The sequence below is a fragment of the Microbacterium sp. BH-3-3-3 genome (assembly GCF_007679045.1).
Classification (GTDB): domain Bacteria; phylum Actinomycetota; class Actinomycetes; order Actinomycetales; family Microbacteriaceae; genus Microbacterium; species Microbacterium algihabitans.
Genome location: NZ_VEFS01000004.1, coordinates 95,780 through 114,227 on the forward strand (window position 1 = coordinate 95,780; position 18,448 = coordinate 114,227).

The window sequence follows — 18,448 nt, forward strand, 5'->3', positions numbered from 1 at the left end:
GCTGAGGACGGGACCGTGATCGGTACCGACGGAGACGAATCGACGTCCGTCGATCCGGGCGAGCTGCGACTGTCGGAACCCGGCATCGTCGTTCGTCACGTCGCCGACCCCGAACGCGACCGCATCAGGGCCGAGGCCGCGGTGCTCGGCGGGCGCTCGACGCTGCTGCGGTTCGACGACGCGCGCGACGCCGGCATCGACATCACCAAGGCGCACCCGGGCTCCCTCCCGCAATTCATCACGGGTCGCGCCACCATGCTCAGCAACCTCTTCCGCGACGAGGTCGCCCTGCGCACGGCGCGGATGGCCGCAGAACGCATCACCGCCAAGAACGTCGAACTGCGCACCGCGCGCGGCCTCGAGCCCGTGCACCTGGCCGTGGGCCTGTCGGCGTGGAAGATCGGGGGAGTGGAGTGGTCGGCCCCCGTGCTGCTGCGTCCGCTCGCCATCCGCCGCCACCACGGCGACTTCGAGCTCAAGCTGCACGGCGCGTTCGTGATGAACCCCGAGCTGGCGCGTGCGTTCCGCACCCACCTCGGCATCCAGATCGACAGCGCGGCCCTCGCCGGTCTCGCCTACGACCAGGGCGTGTTCAAGCCGCAGCCGGTGATCGACCACATCCGTCGCCTGACGACGCACGTGCCGACCTTCGTCGTGCATCCCCGCCTGATCATCTCGTCGTTCGCCGACGTCGGTTCGGGCATGGCGCGCGACACGCACGACCTCGACGACACGCTGTTGAACGCCCTCGCCGGTCACGCCGACGACCGCGCGCGCATCACCGTGCGCCGCGCCGAGCCGGCCGTCGTCGGGCCCGACGAGCGCCCGCCCGCCGCCGACACCCTCCTCCTCGACGCCGACGCCGAGCAGGAGCGCGTCCTCGCGCGCATCTCCGCCGGCCACTCCCTCGCGGTCCACACGCTCCCCGGCACGGGCGGCACGCAGACGGTCATCAACGCGATCGGCCAGCTCGTGCACGACAACAAGCGCGTGCTCGTCGTCAGTGCGCGTCGGTCGACGCTCGACGGCATCCGGCACCGCCTCGCCGGCGTCGGTCTCACCGGACTCGCCGTCTCGCCGCACCACGTTCGCCGCGATCTCATCCGCGCGATCGGCCGCAACGAGAAGGCCGAGCAGCCCAAAGTCGCCGAGATCGACGACGCGCTGGTGCGCCTGCGCACCGTGCTGCGCGACTACCGCTCGGCGGTGACCGAGCCGCACCTGGCCCTGGGCGTCTCGGCGCTCGACGTGCTGCGCGAGCTCACCAAGCTGGCATCCGTCTCTCCGCCTCCCTCGACCGCGGCGCGCTTCGACGTGGCCACGCTCGAGCGTCTGTCGGGTCGCCGCGACGCGGCCGCGCGGGCTCTGGCGATGGCCGCACGACTGGGCGAGTTCCGCTTCGGCCCCGACGACTCTCCCTGGTACGGCGTCAGCTTCACCCGCACCGAAGACGCGCGGGCCGCGCACGACCTGGCCGGCAAGCTCCACTCCTCCGACGTGCCGCGTCTCATCGAGCGCGGATACGAGCTCATCGCGCAGACGCGCATGCGTCCGTTCCAGACCGTGTCGGAGCTGGGTTCGTACCTCAAACTGCTGCAGGGCATCCGCGAGTCGCTCGACCGCTTCAGCCCCAGCGTGTTCGAGCGCCCCATCGGCGAACTGATCGACGCGCACTCGCCGCGCCGCGACGGCTCCGCGATGAGCGGTCCGAACCGTCGTCGCCTCAAGCGCCTGTCGAAGGAGTACGTGCGCCCAGGCGTGCACGTGCCCGACATGTACGAGGCGCTCATGCGCATCCAGCAGCAGCGCACCGAGTGGCACCGCCTCGTCGAGGCCGGCGTCGCCCCCGAGGTGCCCCTCGGCCTCGCCGACGTGCACGTGGCGTGGCAGCGCACCGACGCCCTGCTCGGAGAGCTCGATCAGATCCTCGGTCGACAGGGCTCGGAGCGTCTGGCGACCCTTCCCGTGCAGCGCCTGGTGCGCACGCTCGCGGGCCTCGCCGCCGAATCGGAGTTCTTCGACAACCTCGTCGAGCGCGCGCAGCTGCGTTCCGAACTCGCCCGTCTCGGCCTCGAGCAGCTCCTCGTCGAGCTGTCGGTGCGCCACGTCCCCGAAGAGCGGGTCGGCGCCGAGCTCGAGTTCGCGTGGTGGCAGTCGGCTCTCGAGCACCTGCTGCGCAGCGATCGCGCCCTGCTCGGCGCGAACACCAGCGTCGTCGACCGTCTCGAGCGCGACTTCCGTCTCGTCGACGAGGCGCACGCAGCGGCGGCGGGTCCGCTTCTCGCGGCGCAGCTCGCGACCCAGTGGCGCATCGGCATCGTCGATCATGCCGACGAGGCCACGGCCCTCAAGCACGCGCTGAAAGACGGCCTGCACACCGCGCAGGAGATCTCGGATGCCGCGCCCACCCTGCTGCGCACGCTCGCGCCGGTGTGGTTGGCGTCGCCCTACGAGGTGCCCGATGTGCCGTGGGATCTGGCCTTCGATGTCGTGATCATCGCGGATGCCGCGGCCCTGTGCCTCGCCGAGGCCACTCCGGCCCTGCGTCGGGCGCGTCAGGTGGTGCTCTTCGGCGACCCGGTCGTGCAGAAGCCGACCCCGTTCCGCGTGAGCGCGGCGATCGCTCCCACTCTCGACGACGAAGACGGCGTCGAAGGCGACGAGGTGCCGTTCGACGACCGGTCGGTGTTCGAGCGCGTGGCCGAGCTGCTGCCGGTCGAGACCCTCACCCGCAGCTACCGAGCCGGGGGAGAAGACCTCTCGCAGCTCGTCAACGACGCCTTCTACGGCGGCGAGATCGTGTCGCTGCCGTGGGCGGGTTCGTACCTCGGACGAGGCAGCCTGAGCGTCGACTACGTCGAGGGCGGAGTCGGCGCGCCCGACCCGGTCAGCGGTGCGGTCGAGAGCCCCGACGCCGAGGTCGCCCGCGTGGTGACCCTCGTGATCGAGCACGCCGTCAACCGCGCCTCCGAGTCGCTCATGGTCGTCACCGCCAGCCGCAAGCACGCCGAGCGCGTGCGCGCCTCGGTCGTCGCGGCGCTGGCCGGGCGGTCCGACATCGCCGAGTTCGTCTCGCGCGACGCGGCGGAGCCCTTCGCGGTGCTCACGCTCGAAGAGTCGGTGGCCGAGAGCCGCGACCGCGTCGTCTTCTCGCTCGGTTTCGGCCTGACCCGTCACGGGCGCGTGCTGAGCGACTTCGGCGACCTGTCGACGCCCGACGGCGAGCGGCTGCTCACGGTCGGTATGACCCGTGCTCGTCGCTCGATGGTGATCGTGTCGTCGATCCGGCCCTCCGCCTTCGACGACGGACGCCTCGAGCACGGAGCCGCGACGCTCATGGGCATCCTCGGCAACGTCGCCGCGCGCGGACGCGAGAGCCGCCTCGAAGACCTCGCCGACCCCCTCACCCGCGCGCTCGCGCGCGAGCTGCGGCAGCTCGGCGTCGAGGTCGACGTGGACTACCGCGGACTGCTGCCGCTGGTCGCGCGCTACCAGGGCAAGGCCGTCGTCGCCGAGAGCGACCCCGAGACGATCGGCGAGTCTCTGCGCGAGACGCTGCGTCTGCGCCCGCAGATTCTGCGGCGACTCGGGTGGCACTACGTGCGCGTGCACGCCTTCGACCTCTACAGCGACCCTGCGGGCGTCGCCGCACGCATCGCCGGGCTGCTCGGTGTCGCGCCCGTCGACGGTGCGGGTCCCGACACGAGCACCGAACAGCTCGACCTGCCCGGCTGAGCCGGCGATGACCGAGAATCCGGACGAGACCGGCTTCGGCGCTGCGGCGGTGAGTCCGGTCCCTTCGACAGGCTCAGGGACCTCGGCTGCTGAGGCTGTCGGAACTCACGACGGGCGCGTGAGTCCGGTCCCTTCGACAGGCTCAGGGACCTCGGCTGCGCCGTCGTCCCCGGCTGAGCCCGTCGACGCCTCCGATGCAGCGATGAGTCCGGTCCCTTCGACAGGCTCAGGGACCTCGGTGGCGCAGGGCGCGGACGACGTCCGACAGCCCGTGGTCCGCGTGCGCGGCGCGCGCCGCGCACGCCTGATGCCCGCACCCGGCACGTCGGCCGAGCCGGCACCCGCCGACGACCCCGCCAGAGGTGCTGGCTCGCGCCCCGCGGCATCCGGGCCGAACGACGCGCGCATGCTGCGCGAGGTGCCCCCGCACTACTGAACGACGAAGCCCACGGCATCCGCCCGTCTCTCGAGAGGGGCACGGATGCCGTGGGCTCCGTCGGTCCGTCAGGCCTTGTCGTTCTGGCGCTCCAGCAGATCGCGGATCTGCACGAGCAGCTCCTGCTCGGTGGGCAGCTTCGGCTCGTCGGTGGCGGGCTCGTTCACCCCGGCGCGAGCGGCGGCGATGGCCTTCCACCGGTTCATCGGGTAGACGAACACGAGGTAGACCACGATCGCCACGGCGAAGAAGCTGATGACCGCCGAGAGCAGGGTGGGAAGGGGGAAGACCACTTCCTGCCCGTAGATGCCCGTGATCGACGGTCCGATCTCGCCGTTCTCCGCAGGCTTGTAGAACACCTCGATCAGCGGGGTGATGACCGCAGCGACGATGGCGTTGACGACCGCCGTGAACGCCGCGCCGATGACCACCGCGACGGCGAGGTCGATGACATTGCCTCGGAGGATGAACTCCTTGAATCCTTTGATCATGCGCAGGCTCCCATTCTGGCCGCGCCGACCGGGGCTAGGAGGCCGAGGACGGGGCGGACGTCTTCGTTTCCGACTTCGATGATGTCGAAGAACCGCCCGAGCCGCTACCGGACCCGCTCGGGGTGGAGGAGCGGGAGTCGGTGCGGTAGAACCCGGAACCGTTGAAGGTCACCCCGATCGAGCCGTACTGCTTGCGCACCTCGCCGCCGCACTCGGGGCACTCGGTGAGAGCGGCATCCGAGAAGGACTGCACGGTGTCGAAGCGGTGTCCGCACTGCTTGCAGGCGTAGGAGTAGGTGGGCATCGGGTTCCTTCGGGTATTCAGGGGGTGCGTGCGGTGATCTTGACCGTGCGGGTGGGGGTGACCACGCCCGAGACGGGTTGGTCGTGCACGTCGCGGGGCACGTCGTCGATGAGCTCGGAGTCGAAGATGACCGCGTACACCGGCGGGCACTTCTCCATCGAGCCGAGGGTCTTGTCGAAGTAGCCGCGGCCCCAGCCGAGGCGCATGCCGCCCTGGTCGACGGCGGCGGCGGGGATCACCAGCAGGTCGACGTCGTTGACGGCGATGGGCCCGAGCACGTCGCCCACAGGTTCCGGCAGGCCGAACAGTCCCTCGGTGATCTCGGTCTCGGGCGTCGCGACGCTCCAGTCGAGAAGGCCGTCTTCGCGCGTGATCGGAAGAAGCACCCGGATGCCGCGTGCCACCGCCCCGCTGACGAAGGCGTGCGTGCCGGGCTCGGTGGGCGTCGACAGGAAGCACGAGATGCTGCGCGCACCGAGGCGATCGACGAGGGCGTCGAGCTGCTCTTTGACGCCGGCCTCGGCCACCTCGCGCGCGTGCGCCGAAACGGTCTGGCGGCGTTCGCGCAGATCGGCGCGCAGTGCGCGCTTGGCCTGCTCGATGCGATCCGGCATGCCGGTAAGTCTACGTGCGCGCATGTAACGGCGGTGTCGCCGGCTGCCTATAAGGTATGCCCATGCCTCATAAGCCCTTCAAGGCCGTGATCCCGGCCGCCGGACTCGGTACGCGCTTCCTTCCCGCCACCAAGGCGATGCCGAAGGAGATGCTCCCGGTCGTCGACAAGCCGGCCATCCAGTACGTGGTCGAAGAGGCCACTTCGGCCGGTATCGACGATGTGCTCATCATCATCGGTCGCAACAAGAACAACATCGCCAACCACTTCGACTCGATGCCCGAGCTCGAGGCCAAGCTGCGCGAGAAGGGCGACAGCGACAAGCTCGCCAAGGTCGAGCACTCGTCCGACCTCGCCGACATCCACATGGTGCGTCAGGGCGAGCCCAAGGGCCTCGGCCACGCGGTGCTGCGCGCCCGCAGCCACGTCGGCGACCACCCCTTCGCCGTCCTCCTGGGCGACGACCTCATCGACGAGCGCGACGCTCTGCTCACCAAGATGATGGAGGAGTACGACAAGCGCGGCGGTGCCACGGTCATCGCCCTCATGGAAGTCGACCCCGAGCACATCCACCTCTACGGTGTCGCCGCCGTCGAGGCCACCGACGAAGACGACGTCGTCAAGGTCACGCAGCTCGTCGAGAAGCCCAAGGCCGAAGACGCCCCCTCGAACCTCGCGATCATCGGTCGTTACGTGCTCGGCCCCGACGTGTTCGACATCCTCGAGCGCACCGAGCCCGGCAAGGGCGGCGAGATCCAGCTGACCGACGCGCTCGAAGAGCTCGCCACCGGTGGCGGCGACGGCGGCGGCGTCTACGGCGTCGTGTTCCGCGGCCGTCGCTACGACACCGGCGACCGGGTCGACTACATCAAGGCGATCGTCCAGCTCGCGGCCGACCGCGACGACCTGGGCCCGGCGCTGCGTCCTTGGTTCAAGGAGTTCGCCAAGGGTCTCTGACCCCGCGGGGTGCAATGGATCTTTCGATTCCGAGGCGGCACGGCCAGGTGTCGATCCGTCTCATCCGCAATCGCGACGCGCGCGTCCTCCAGCAGCAGCTGATCGACAATCGTCCGTGGTTGCGTCCGTGGGAGGCGACGAGTCCCGACGGCCCCGTGTCGTTCGACATGCGCCTCGGCATCCGTCGCCTCCTGCAGCAGTACCGCGACGGCGTCGGCGTCCCCCTCGTGATGGCGTGGGACGACGACGTCGCCGGACAGCTGAACGTGTGGGGCGTCTCGCGCGGTTCCCTGGGCTCGGCGACGATCGGCTACTGGGTGGCCGAGGAGTTCGCCGGCCGCAACATCACCACGGTGAGCGTGGCGATGGCGACCGACCTGTGCTTCACCGAGCTCAACCTGCACCGCGTCGAGATCTGCATCCGGCCCGAGAACCACGCGAGCCTGCGTGTGGTCGAGAAGCTCGGCTTCCGGTACGAGGGCCTGCGTCGTCGCTACATCCACATCGACGGCGACTGGCGCGATCACTACGCGTTCGCCCTGGTGCGCGAAGAGGTGCCGCACGGTGTGCTCGACCGCTGGCAGCGGGGCCAGGTGCCCCCGGATGCCGCTCGCGTTCCGCCCGCCGACCGCATTTAAGCGCGCTCCCCGGGGTGCTTGCGCCCCATGTGCAGAAGTCTGGGCACGACACGCGGGGGGATGCCGAGGTGTGATCTCTCGGTGGCCTACCTTTATGCCATGGGTGGGCAGGTTCTCAGCGGTGGCGTGATCGTCTTCGTCGCCGTCGCGCTCTGGCTGGTGTACCTCCTTCCGTCGTGGCAGAGCCGACACCGGTTCACCTCGGTCGAACGCAACGCCGTCCGCCTCAATCAGGCGCTGCGCGTGCTCGCCGAGACGGCCGAGACGCCGCGCGAGGTGCACCTCGAGCTCACCACCCGCACCGCCCACCAGCAGCAGAAGCTCGCGCGGCAGGTGCAGGCGCAGAAAGCCCAGATCGAGCTCGCGGCCGCCAAAGCGCGCCTCGAGGTCGCTCGTCTCGAAACCGCGCGCGATCGTGACGTCGTGAAGGAGCAGCGCGCCGCCGCTCTCGACGTCGCCCGCGCCGAGCGCGCCGCCGCGGTCGAGGTGGCCCGCGCCGAGCGCGCCGCAGCCCTCGAGAAGACCCGCGCCGAGCGCGCCGCCGCCCTCGAGCGCGCCCACGCGGAGCGCGCCGCGGCGGTCGCCCGTCCCGAGGCTCGCCGGGCGCGTGCCCGCCGTCGCTTCCGCCTGGCCACGACGGCGACCGCGCTGGTCGGTGTCGTCGCCGCCCTCGTCGGTGCGATCCAGGTCGTCGCGGGAGCAGCCCCCGTCGTGCTGATCATCGGGGTCACCGTCGTGCTGGCCTCGCTCGTCGTGCTTCGCCGACTGTCCGTGATCGCGGCCCGCACCCAGGTGCGTCCCGCGGTCGAGGCGACGGCTCGCGCTGCGGCCGAGGTGCAGGACGTCGCTCTCCTGCCCGAGCCGCGCCCGACCTGGACGCCGCGCGAACTGCCGCGTCCGCTGGTCGCATCGGCCGGCTCACGCGCAGCCGCCGTCGTCGACGAGCAGGTCGCCCGCGAGGCGCTGCGCGCAGCCGCTCGCGAAGAGGCGGCCCGCCACATCGCGGCCACTCAGGCCCCCACGCCCATCGAGACCGCTCGCCCGGTCGAGACGCCTGCCGCCGCTCCCGTGCCGTCGAAGTACGCGGCCATGGGCTACGTCGACGACGGCGAGATCGACGACCACGTGCGTCGTCTGCTCGAGCGTCGCGCGTCGGGCCAGTAAGCCCCGCCGACGACGCCACCGACCGCGGGGCGTCGCCGCCGACGGCATCGCCGACGCAGCGGCATCCGTCGCCCTCATCCGTCGATGCACGGCGCGCCCGGGGTGCGCCCCGCGTCGGGTGACGGGGAGGTGTCGTGATAGTGTTTACGAGGTTTCCGGGCCTGTGGCGCAGTTGGTAGCGCGCCTCGTTCGCATCGAGGAGGTCAGGGGTTCGAATCCCCTCAGGTCCACCGAAAACACAGCGCCGCATCCCTCACGGGGTGCGGCGCTGTTCTGCGTGTGCCTCACTCGGAATGCCTCGCCCCGCCGACGATGGGTGACAGCTCCAGGGCTGCCTCGTGGAACACCTGCACCATCGGGTTCAGGGTGTCGGACAGGCTGCACAGCACCACGGTGGCGGGCTCGATGTCGTCGATCGGCACGTAGGCGAGCTCCTCGCGCTGGTAGCGCCGCGAGGCCGATTCGCCGGCGATGTTCACCCCGGCGCCGACCGCGACGAGCTCCGGTAGCCCCTCGATGCTGTCGGCTGTCGGCCCGCGCTGCGGGCGCGAGCCGTCGGGGCGCGGGTCGACGAGCCACCAGTCGATCACCTCGGGTGCACCGCCACTGGCCGCGACGAAGATCTCGTCCTTCGTGTCGAGGATCGAGACCGACTCCCGTTCGGCCAGGTGGTGTCCGTGCGGCACGACGAGAACCCGCTGCTCGCGCCAGAGCGGCTCGGTGCGCACACGCGGGGCGAGCCGCAGGGGCCACGGGGCGAACACCACGTCGACGAGCCCGGCCTCGAGGTCGCCTGCCACGTCGAAGAACCCCAGTCTCCGCATCTCGATGCGTGCGTTCGGCACCTTCTGCAGGGTCGTGCTGATGGCCGCGGTGGTGAGGGCTCCGGCCCCCGCGGCGACGACGCCGACGCGCAGGTGCGGCGCAGCGATGTCGCGCTGCACCGACCTGCCCCACGCGACGATCAGATCGTGGTCGTCGCGCAGGCGCCGAGCGAGGGGGAGCAGATCGCGCCCGTAGCTGGTCAGCTCCACCTTGCGGGGAGTGCGTTCGAAGAGCTTGACGCCGAGCTTCTGCGAGCTTGCTGATCTGCTGGCTCAGCGACGGGGGAGTGATGCTCAGACGTTCGGAGGCCCGTCCGAAGTGCAGTTCTTTCGCTAAGACGCAGAAGTAGCGGATCGCGTGGATGGGCACGTCCATGTCGCGATCCTCGCTTCCGGCCCCCGCCGCGCCCGGCGGGCACGATCTATGCGACGTGTCAGTCCGTCTCGGTGGCCGCACGGGCTCGACGCGAGGCGAGCGTCTTGCGCACGATCGCGACGACGACGGGGAGCACCGAGATCAGCACGATGACGATCATCAGCACGTCGATGTTGTTCACGATGAACGGGATGCCGCCCAGCAGCAGGCCGATGAGGGTCATCGCCACGACCCACAGCGTCGCCCCCAGGGTGTTCCACACCAGGAACCGGCGGTAGGGCATGTGCGCCGTCCCGGCGGCCACCGGCACGTACGTCCGCACGATCGGCACGAAGCGTCCGAGCACGAGAGAGCCGCCGCCGTACCGCTCGAAGAAGCGCTCGGCGTCGTGCAGACGCTCGGGTCGCAGCACGCGGGCACCATCGCGGAACAAGCGCCGACCGAAGCGGCGACCGAGCCAGTATCCGACCTGGTCGCCGAGGATCGCGGCGGGGATGCCGACCAGCAGCACCTGCCAGGGCTGGATGCCGAGGGGGCCGGCCAGCACCGCCGCGGTCACCAGCAGGGAGTCGCCGGGCAGGAAGGGGAACAGCACGCCCGACTCGATGAAGATGAGCAGGGCGATGCCGCCGAGCACCCACGGTCCGAAGGCGTGGAGGATCGACGCCGCATCGGGCAGGATTCCGGTCGCCATGGCGACGGAGTGGATGTTCACGGCAGGTTCGCTCCCCGATTCGTTCCGGTGCGCGCGGGGTCGCGGGCACCGGGGTCCGGGGGCGACGCTAACGCACGCGCTCTCAGGAGTCGCCAAGAATCCACGGGCCGTGCGCCGAGGCCGATGCGATGCCGGGCGGCACGGCATCCGGAACCTTTCGACGAGGGCGACTGTGGGGCCTCCCTGCGCGAACGTCGCCGCGGCTCACGACGCGGGGTCGGGAAGCGCGGCTCCCGCGCGGATCTCCTGCAGGGCCCAGGAATTGCCGTCGGGGTCGGCGAAGAAGGCGTAATGCACCCCGCCGCCCATGTCCTGCACCGGCGACACGTCGAGGCCGTTCGCCATGAGCCGGGCGCGGACGCTCTCGAGGTCGTCGACGACCAGGTGGAGGTTCGACACGGGCGCTCCCGCACCCATGCCGACGCCGAAGGCGATCGAGCACGAGGAGCCGGGCGGGGTGAGCTGGACGACCCGCATCCCGTTTCCGGGGGAGACGTCGTGGTCGAGCACGAAGCCGACGACGTCGCGGTAGAACGAGATGCTCCGGTCGACGTCGGACACGGACAGGGGGACCAGCTCGAGGCGCATGCTCACGCGCTCACGCTAATGCAGGCCGCATCGCTCAGTCGCCCTCGGCCCACCCGCCGGGGGCGGCGATGTCGAACATGCACGCCACGCCCCACGGGTCGGTCGCCGGCGGGGTCGTGTGGCGCTCACCCGAGACCCGAGCCAGGCGAGCGGGAAGAGTGGATGCCGACGGCTCAGGCCCCCTGGTACGTGCGCAGCTGCGCAAGCAGGCGGGGAGCATCGGCGTCGAAGCGCCGCCCACCGATGAGCACGCCGATCGCGAAGACCACGACGCCCCACACGAGACCGAGCGCGACGGACACCCATCCGGCCCCCGTCACGCCGAAGAAGAGGGCCATCACCGCCGGGATCACGGCGGGCAGAGCGAGCACGGCCGTGAGCCCCCAGCACAGCAGGAACGCCAGGAACATCGCGAACGTCGACCCCGGCACCCGCTTGAACGGAGAGTCGCCCGGGGCAGGCGTCGGAATGACGATGATCGCCGAGCTGACGGCGCTGACCCCCAGGCCGACGAGGGTGAGACCGATCGACCCGCCGACGACCGCGGGCAGCAGCTCCCACCTGCCGACGATCGCGAGGGTCACGGCATCCGCCACGAGGACGAGCGGCACGCTCACGGTCGCACAACCCAGCATGCGCCCGAGGCGGTCGGCGCGCCCTCGGATGCCGGTCTGCAGGACGGTCGCGAAGGCGGTGCCGTCGTACGAGATGTCGGTGTACGCCAGGACCCCGGCGAAGAACCCGACCAGCAGGCCCGAGGCGGCGAAGAACGGTCCGTCGAGATCGCCCCGCGAATAGACGAGCACGAGCACGGGAGCGAAGGGGATCAGCAGCAACTGCCGCAGATAGCGGAAGTCGCGCGTCCACGACGTGAGCGACCGCGCCCAGGTGGCACCCACCGGAGTCGAGGCCATGATGCCGAACAGCCCGAGCGATCCCGACCGGCGCGCGGTCGTCGACCGCGTCGGGGGAGCGATGACGGATGCCGACAGGCTCCGCGACCACAGCAGCCACAGCACCGCGAGGGTGGCGACGGCGATGACGAACTTGGCGAGCCCCGTCAGCCAGGCGCCCGCGGCCAGCTCGCCGGGCACGGCCCACGCGGCGCCGAGGGGCGTCCAGGAGATCCCGGTGACGAGCACCTGCAGGTTCACTCCGCCGGTGCTGGCGGCATCGAGGGCGTTCAGGAGACCGATGACGAGAGGGCTGGCGAAGATGATCAGCACGAAGCCGATCAGTCCGATGAGCTCGCGCGTGCGTCGCCCTCCGCCGAGTCCGCCGGCCAGTGCGGCGACGGCGCGCGAGGCGACGACGCAGGTCAACAGCCCCAGCGGCACGCACACGAGCGCCGCGATCACGGCGACGGGCTGGCGGGCCCACACGAAGAACGTCGCGAGCACGCCGAGGGTCGTCGCAATCCCCGGCACACCCGTCAGCCCGCCCGCGGTGATCGCGATCATCATCTGACGCGTGGTCATCGGGAAGGGCGCGAGTTTCGCCGGGTCGAGGGTGGTGTCGATCCCCGCCGCGAAGATCGGGCCGATCACCCACCCCAGCAGCAGCGCGGCTCCCGCGGCCGTGACGGTCGCGCGGGCGATGTCGAAGTCGAGGGTGCCGACGAAGAAGAGGCCGATCGCGACCAGGGCGAGCATCCACAGCGCACCGATCACGCCGAAGGTGAAGCCCACGAGCTGCATGGGGCTCCGCGTCAGGGTGTTGCCGAGGACGCGGAACCGGATCTTCAGGACTGTCGCAACCACTGCGGCCCCTCCGCGTGGTGCCGGCCGCCGACGAGCTCGACGAAGCGGTCCTGGAGGGTCTGGCCCGCGCGTACCTGGTCGACGGTTCCGGATGCCAGGAGGCGGCCCTGCGCGATGACGGCGACGTGGTCGCACATGCGCTGCACGAGGTCCATGGAGTGGCTCGAGACGATGACCGTGCCACCCGACGCGGTGTAACCGCGCAGGATGTCCTCGATGTTCGCCGCCGACACCGGGTCGACCGATTCGAACGGCTCGTCGAGCACGAGCAGACGCGGCGCGTGCACGAGGGCGCACGCGAGGGCGACCTTCTTGGTCATACCGGCCGAGTAGTCGACCACGGGCGTGCCCGCCGCCTCCTGCAGGTCCATGATGCGCAGCAGGTCGGCGGTGCGCGCGGCGACGTCTTCGCGCGCGAGACCGAACATCATGCCGGTGTAGGTGACCAACTGCTCGCCCGTGAGGCGATCGAACAGCCGCACGCCGTCGGCGAGGTTGCCGATGAGTCTCTTCGCCTCGACCGGCTGCGTCCACACGTCGACGCCGTGGATGCGGACGGCCCCCGCGTCGGGGCGCAGCAGGCCCGTCGCCATCGACAGCGTGGTCGTCTTGCCGGCGCCGTTGGGGCCGACCAGCCCGTAGAACGAGCCGGAGGGCACCTCGAGGTCGAGCCCGGCGACGGCGGTCTTCTGACCGAACCGCTTCACGAGGCCGGTGATCTGCATCGCGGGCAGCGAGTCGTCGGAGGTCGGGGGAGCGACCGCATCGGGCAGGGCGGACGGCGGGGGGACGTCGCGAGGAATGTCGGTCACGCCTCGAACCTAGCGGCGCGCGGGCGCCGCCACCCAGCGTTCGTGCCCGACTCGTCCGCTCGCTGCGTTCTCAGTACCGGATCGCATCGATCACCTTCACGCGGACCGCGACCAGCGCGGGCAGCAGACCCGCGATCGCTCCGACGACGGTCGCGGCGATCAGACCGATCACGGCGGCGTCGATCGGGAACGGCGGGAAGTCGCTGACCATGCCCTGCCCGATGACGTCGCGCAGCCACGGGGACTGCACCACGATGATCGACACGGCCACGCCCGCGGCACCGGCGACGACGGTGGCGACCACGCTCTCCATCATCACGGCGAAGAACACCCGGCCCGCTGTCGCGCCGAAACTGCGGCGGATTCCGATCTCGCGCACGCGCTGCTTCACGGTGACGAGGGCGATGTTGACCAGGCCGAGGGCTCCGAGCAGCAGGACGAGCACTGCGATGCCGATGACGACCATCTTGGTCACCAGGAGCGGATCGCCCTCCCACGTGCCCCAGTCCTGGCGGTTGACGCTGACCTCGACCCCGTCGCCCAGGGCAGCGGCGAGATCGCGTTCGATGAGCGGGGTGAGCTGATCGGCGAGCTCGGGCGGCACCCACATCTCGTACTGCGTCTGCCCGCCGCCGCCGTAGGGGTCGAACGCGACAGGCGCGGATCCGCGCTCGCCGGCGGTGGCGTCCTGCATCGCCTGCAGGTGGTCGGCGAGCATGAACATCGAGGGCTCGGACTCCCAGTTCGGCGACGGGGTGACGCCCACCACCACGGCGGTCACGCCTCCGGCGGAGATTCCGGATGCCGCTCCCGGCACGCCCTGCCCGCCGAGGGCGACCACCGGGTGCGACTCGAGCGGTGGGTCGCCCATGCGGTGCCAGAACACCTCGTTCACGATCAATCGCGGCGCGAGCTGCGCGGCGTCGTCGGCCGTGAACCACTCGCCCTCCGCCATCTGCACGCGGTGCATCTCGCCGTAGGGCTGATCGACGGCCTGGGTTCCGACCTGGATCGCTCCGTCGGCGAACGGCACGAGCTGCGAGGTGCTGAGCATGCGCGTCGCGTACGTCACCTGGTACCGCTCGACGATGCTGCGCCACGCGGCGTCGGTGGCTGCGGCATCCGGAGTCGCTCCATCGGTGCGGTACGCCGAGACGTTCAGCGTCGCCGGACGCCCCGACATGCGCTCGTTCTGCTCCTGCGTGGACTGCTGCACGATCGCCCCCAGGGCGACGACGGTGGTGAGCGAGCACACGGCGACGGCGACTCCCACCAGCGAGAGGAGCACGCGCATGCGGTGCACGCGGACCTCCTGCCACGCCTCGAGCATCGCGCCGACGAGGGAGGTGAGCGCGCGCATCAGGCGTCTCCTCGCTCGAGGGCGGCATCCTCGGTCGGGTCCGCGCCGAACCCCCGCGCGGCGAGGACAGCCGGGTCATCGTCGGCGGGGGCCATCTCACGCCGGTCGCGACGGGTCAGCGGTTCGAGCGAGGGATCGTCGACCGCGGTGAGCACTCCGCGGTCGAGCCGGAAGTGCCGGCGGGCGCGGCGCGCGATGGTCGGGTCGTGGGTGATGGTGACCTGGGCGGCACCGGTGCGGGTCGCCACCTCGTCGATCAGCTCCATGACGCTCTGACCGGTGTCGAGGTCGAGCGCGCCGGTGGGTTCGTCGGCGAGGATCAGCCGGGGTCCGCGCACGAGCGAGCGGGCGATGGCCACGCGTTGCTGCTCGCCACCGGACAGGCGGTCGGGCAGGCTCGACAGCCGGTGCTCGAGCCCGACGAGCTCGAGCATCTCGGCGGCGATCTTCTTGCGCCGCCAGAAGGTGCGCCCCGACGAGTACAACAACGGCATGGTGACGTTCTCAAGGGCCGTGCGCCCGGGCAGCAGGTTGAACTGCTGGAAGACGAAGCCGATCCCGGCCCCGCGCAACCTGTCGCGAGCGGCCGAGCTGTAACTGCGCACGGGCCGGTCGTCGAAGGTGATCTCGCCGCTGGTGGGCAGATCGAGCAGCCCCAGCATGTTGAGCAGGGTCGACTTGCCCGAGCCCGAGCGGCCGACGATCGACACGTGGTCGCCCGGCTCGATGGTGAGGTCGATGCCGTTGAGGATGGTCAGCGCGGGCTGATCCTGCGGGATCACCGTGCGGGTGACCTCGCGCAGCTCGAGCAGGCTCACGACGCGGGCGCCTGTTGGCAGAACATCGAGCCGTCGGGGTACACGGTGCACCCGTCGTCGGGTACGGCCATCGCGCCCGGCGCGAACTCGAGGAGCTCCTCGCCCTCGGTGAGGCCGTCGGTGACCTGCACCTGCGTGCCGTCGGTGAGCCCGAGTGCGACCGCGCGCTCTTCGGTGGCGCCGTCGGCGGTGGTGACCCACACGGTGCCGCTCTGCGCGGCTCCGCGCACCGCGGTGGTGGGCACGAGGAGCACGTTCTCGGCGCGACCGCCAGCGATCGTCATCTCGGCCGCGAGCCCGGCGAACACCGTCACGTCGCCCGGCACGCTGCAGGTGGCGGTCGTGCCGGAGCCACCGCCGCTACTGCCCGCTCCGCCCGTGCTCGAGGCCTCGCCCGCCCCGCCGGAGGGGCTCTCGCCGGTGCTTCCGGCGAGGGGAGTCGTGATGCGCAGCCCGGTGCAGGTGAATGCGGCGGGGCCACCGGTGATGGTCACCGTCGCGTCGGTCGGACGGTTCAGCAGGCGGTACTGCTGCGCGGGCTCGAGCGAGCCCGAGACCGAGAAGGTCGGCGGCGCGACCGTGCCGGCGCTCGCGCCGATCGCGACCTCCTGCCCGGCGATGACCGACAGCGAGCTCAGCGTGCCGGCGGCGGGCGCGGTGACGTCGGCGTAGCGGAAGATCGCGGGCTTGGCCTTGCCCTCGGCGTCGACGCTGTCGGCGGGGTCGCGCTCTATGGGCACCTTGACGTCGAAGACGACGTCGCCCGCGGCGACGGCGGCGCCCTGCGCGACGAAGATGCGGTTGACCGTGCCGGTGGCGGTCACCTTCATCGGCACGGCGGCGTCGGCCGCGACGGTGGCCTTGATCACCACGTCGTTCGTGATCGTGCCGAGGGTGGCGACCGCTCGCGGTTCGACGATGCTCCCCGTCGGCATGGCCGGCGAGTCGTCGACCGGCCGGTCGGGGAAGAACGCCAACTTGATGAGTGCGGCCGCCACGATGGCGACCAGAAGCATGCGCAGAATCGGAAAGACCCACGTGCGTGCGATCCCCATGAAACCCCCCGGAATGGAATCGTCGTCGAACGTTCCTCACCCTAGGGGGCGGCCGATATCGCCGATGTATCGCGCACGAGGGCGCCGGCCGCCCTGTCAGTGCGGATCGGCGGCGTTCAACCGGCGCACCGTCTCGGCGTAACGGCCCTCGGCCTCGGCGTGTCGGAGGAAGCCGACCCGGCTCACCTGCACCTCGGTCGCGTCGGGCCGGTCGCGCAGGATGTCGAACACTTCGTCCGCGAATTCATCCAAATCCATGGCGAACGAGCTCTCGCGCTGGCCCGGTAGCAGGTCGGTGGCGACCGACGGCGGCTCGAGCTCGATCACCGACACGCTCGTGCCCTCGAGCTGCAGACGGAGCGACTCGCTGAACAGATGCACGGCCGCCTTCGTCGCGTTGTAGGTGGGGGTGGCGCGCAGGGGCACGAACGCCAGACCCGACGACACGGTCATGATCGTGGCATCCGTCTGCGCCTGCAGGTGGGGGAGCAGGTGCGCGATCAGACGCAGGGGGCCGAGCACGTTGGTCACGACGGTCTCCTCGGCCGTCGCGAGCACGGCGGGGCCCTGCGTCCAGTCCTCGACCCGCATGACGCCCGCCATCGTGACGAGCACGTTCAGGTTCGGGTGGCGCTCGAGCACGTCGTCGACGGCCCCGCGGATCGAGTCCTCGTCGGCCGTGTCGATGCGGACGGTGTCGATGCCGGGGTGCGTCGCGGCGATCTCGGTGAGCAGTTCCGCTCGGCGACCGCCGACGATGACGGTGTTGCCCGCGGAGTGCAGGCGCTCGGCGAGGGCGAGACCGATACCGCTCGTGGCGCCGGGGATGAAGACGGTGTTTCCGGTGATGTGCATGCTCCCAGTGTTCGGCGTCGGCCCCGGGGCATCCAGGCCTCGTGGATCGGGGGAGCGGCGATCCCTGGATGCCGCGGCGCCTACCGACCAGGATGGAGGAATGGATCGCACGGCGATGGGGGAGTTCCTACGGGCGCGGCGCGAGGCCCTGCGCCCGGAGGACCTTGGCCTGCGACCCGGCGCCCGACGACGCACGGCGGGCCTGCGCCGCGAGGAGGTCGCTCAGGCGGCCGCGATGTCGACCGACTACTACACGCGCCTTGAGCAGGCGCGCGGACCGCAGCCGAGCCCGCAGATGTTGTCGGCGCTCGCTCGGGCCCTGCGCCTGAGCGTCGACGAGCGCGACTACCTCTACCGCTTGGCCGGCCACGCCGTGCCCGACCGTCTCGGCCGCGCCGACCATGTCGCCCCCTCGCTGCAACGGGTGTTCGCGCGCCTGTCGGACACCCCCGCCCTGGTCATCTCGCATCTGGGCGAGACGCTGCTGCAGAACGAGCTCGCGGCCGCCCTCCTGGGCGATCACGTCGGGGCGCGCGGATGGGAGCGATTCGAGGCGTGGCGGTGGTTCGTGAGACCCGAGACCGAGCGCGCCAAGTACCCCGCCGACGATCGCGACCGTCAAAGCCGAGCGATCGTCGCCGGCCTGCGCGCCGCCGTGGGCGTACTCGGACCCGCGTCGACCGCGGGCGAGCTCGCCGCCGAGCTCGAGGGGCGCAGCGCGGAGTTCGCCGAACTCTGGCAGCGGCAGGAGGTCGCCCAGCGCTTCGCCGATCACAAGGTGCTGATCCACCCCGAACTCGGCGAGATCGAGGTCGACTGCCAGGTGCTCTTCACCGAGGATCGCGCGCAGGCCCTGCTCGTGCTCACCCCCGAACCGCGCAGCGAGGCCGAGGAGAAGATTCGCGTGCTGGGTGTGCTCGGCACGCAACGCTTCACCACGACCTGAA

At 71.0% G+C, this 18,448-nt stretch carries 18 protein-coding genes, 1 tRNA gene and 1 pseudogene; 7 read left to right on the forward strand and 13 right to left on the reverse strand.

From position 1 onward, the window contains the following. Positions 1-15: 15 nt before the first annotated feature. Both FS769_RS12690 and FS769_RS12695 read left to right on the forward strand, forming a co-directional pair. Positions 16-3,735 (forward strand): AAA family ATPase, encoded by a 3,720-nt coding sequence (locus FS769_RS12690; protein WP_186325542.1) that lies wholly within the window; start codon positions 16-18, stop codon positions 3,733-3,735. A 202-nt stretch (positions 3,736-3,937) separates the two neighbouring features. Further along, positions 3,938-4,171 carry a hypothetical protein gene (locus tag FS769_RS12695; protein WP_144833979.1) on the forward strand — a complete coding sequence of 78 codons (234 nt, stop codon included), beginning with the start codon at positions 3,938-3,940 and terminating at the stop codon, positions 4,169-4,171. A gap of 68 nt (positions 4,172-4,239) precedes the next feature. Here the strand turns inward: FS769_RS12695 and mscL are convergent, their stop codons facing one another. From mscL to FS769_RS12710, 3 genes are read right to left on the reverse strand one after another with little or no spacing between them, the layout of a single operon-like run. Beyond that, complete coding sequence (gene mscL, locus FS769_RS12700; protein ID WP_144833981.1) at positions 4,240-4,662, reverse strand: large conductance mechanosensitive channel protein MscL; 423 nt, start codon at positions 4,660-4,662, stop codon at positions 4,240-4,242. 34 nt (positions 4,663-4,696) lie between these two features. Further along, positions 4,697-4,966: an FmdB family zinc ribbon protein gene (locus tag FS769_RS12705; RefSeq protein WP_144833983.1), complete on the reverse strand. Its 270-nt coding sequence runs from the start codon at positions 4,964-4,966 to the stop codon at positions 4,697-4,699. Between the two features lie 17 nt (positions 4,967-4,983). After that, positions 4,984-5,580 carry a 5-formyltetrahydrofolate cyclo-ligase gene (locus tag FS769_RS12710; protein ID WP_144833985.1) on the reverse strand — a complete coding sequence of 199 codons (597 nt, stop codon included), beginning with the start codon at positions 5,578-5,580 and terminating at the stop codon, positions 4,984-4,986. A 62-nt stretch (positions 5,581-5,642) separates the two neighbouring features. Here FS769_RS12710 and galU point away from each other — a divergent pair, with 62 nt between their 5' ends. The 4 genes from galU to FS769_RS12730 all read left to right on the forward strand — a co-directional run bounded on the left by galU (position 5,643) and on the right by FS769_RS12730 (position 8,568). Next, positions 5,643-6,536, forward strand: a complete 894-nt coding sequence (gene galU, locus FS769_RS12715; RefSeq protein WP_144833987.1) for a UTP--glucose-1-phosphate uridylyltransferase GalU — start codon at positions 5,643-5,645, stop codon at positions 6,534-6,536. A 14-nt stretch (positions 6,537-6,550) separates the two neighbouring features. Continuing rightward, complete coding sequence (locus FS769_RS12720; protein WP_144833988.1) at positions 6,551-7,174, forward strand: GNAT family N-acetyltransferase; 624 nt, start codon at positions 6,551-6,553, stop codon at positions 7,172-7,174. Positions 7,175-7,273: 99 nt separating this feature from the next. Further along, positions 7,274-8,338: a large exoprotein gene (locus FS769_RS12725; RefSeq protein WP_144833990.1), complete on the forward strand. Its 1,065-nt coding sequence runs from the start codon at positions 7,274-7,276 to the stop codon at positions 8,336-8,338. A gap of 157 nt (positions 8,339-8,495) precedes the next feature. Further along, positions 8,496-8,568 (forward strand) — tRNA-Ala (locus FS769_RS12730). Between the two features lie 54 nt (positions 8,569-8,622). Here the strand turns inward: FS769_RS12730 and FS769_RS12735 are convergent. The 10 genes and pseudogenes from FS769_RS12735 to FS769_RS12780 all read right to left on the reverse strand — a co-directional run bounded on the left by FS769_RS12735 (position 8,623) and on the right by FS769_RS12780 (position 17,501). Continuing rightward, positions 8,623-9,372 carry a LysR substrate-binding domain-containing protein gene (locus tag FS769_RS12735; protein ID WP_144833992.1) on the reverse strand — a complete coding sequence of 250 codons (750 nt, stop codon included), beginning with the start codon at positions 9,370-9,372 and terminating at the stop codon, positions 8,623-8,625. A 46-nt stretch (positions 9,373-9,418) separates the two neighbouring features. Next, positions 9,419-9,538 (reverse strand): annotated as a pseudogene (locus FS769_RS17245) (LysR family transcriptional regulator); the annotation flags it as partial. A 58-nt stretch (positions 9,539-9,596) separates the two neighbouring features. Continuing rightward, positions 9,597-10,232 carry a DedA family protein gene (locus FS769_RS12745; RefSeq protein ID WP_144834318.1) on the reverse strand — a complete coding sequence of 212 codons (636 nt, stop codon included), beginning with the start codon at positions 10,230-10,232 and terminating at the stop codon, positions 9,597-9,599. Between the two features lie 225 nt (positions 10,233-10,457). Beyond that, complete coding sequence (locus FS769_RS12750) at positions 10,458-10,841, reverse strand: VOC family protein (protein ID WP_144834319.1); 384 nt, start codon at positions 10,839-10,841, stop codon at positions 10,458-10,460. A 173-nt stretch (positions 10,842-11,014) separates the two neighbouring features. Beyond that, entirely contained in the window at positions 11,015-12,601 is a 1,587-nt protein-coding gene (locus tag FS769_RS12755) for a hypothetical protein (protein ID WP_144833994.1), read from the reverse strand. Next, positions 12,583-13,326, reverse strand: a complete 744-nt coding sequence (locus FS769_RS12760) for an ABC transporter ATP-binding protein (protein WP_144834321.1) — start codon at positions 13,324-13,326, stop codon at positions 12,583-12,585. Before FS769_RS12760 ends, FS769_RS12755 begins: the two co-directional genes overlap by 19 nt. Before the next feature lie 157 nt (positions 13,327-13,483). Then, positions 13,484-14,773 (reverse strand): ABC transporter permease, encoded by a 1,290-nt coding sequence (locus FS769_RS12765; protein WP_144833996.1) that lies wholly within the window; start codon positions 14,771-14,773, stop codon positions 13,484-13,486. Continuing rightward, positions 14,773-15,591 carry an ABC transporter ATP-binding protein gene (locus FS769_RS12770; protein WP_144833998.1) on the reverse strand — a complete coding sequence of 273 codons (819 nt, stop codon included), beginning with the start codon at positions 15,589-15,591 and terminating at the stop codon, positions 14,773-14,775. The genes FS769_RS12765 and FS769_RS12770 overlap by 1 nt, the downstream gene beginning before the upstream one ends. Next, the gene (locus FS769_RS12775) at positions 15,588-16,607 is read right to left on the reverse strand and encodes an efflux RND transporter periplasmic adaptor subunit (RefSeq protein WP_144834000.1); all 1,020 of its coding nucleotides are present in this window, start codon (positions 16,605-16,607) and stop codon (positions 15,588-15,590) included. Before FS769_RS12775 ends, FS769_RS12770 begins: the two co-directional genes overlap by 4 nt. Positions 16,608-16,742: 135 nt before the next feature. Further along, positions 16,743-17,501 carry an SDR family oxidoreductase gene (locus tag FS769_RS12780; RefSeq protein WP_144834002.1) on the reverse strand — a complete coding sequence of 253 codons (759 nt, stop codon included), beginning with the start codon at positions 17,499-17,501 and terminating at the stop codon, positions 16,743-16,745. 100 nt (positions 17,502-17,601) lie between these two features. On the opposite strand from FS769_RS12780, the gene FS769_RS12785 reads away from it, so the two are divergent. Continuing rightward, on the forward strand, positions 17,602-18,447 hold the full coding sequence (locus FS769_RS12785) for a helix-turn-helix transcriptional regulator (RefSeq protein ID WP_144834004.1): 846 nt from the start codon (positions 17,602-17,604) through the stop codon (positions 18,445-18,447). Position 18,448 lies beyond the last annotated feature (1 nt).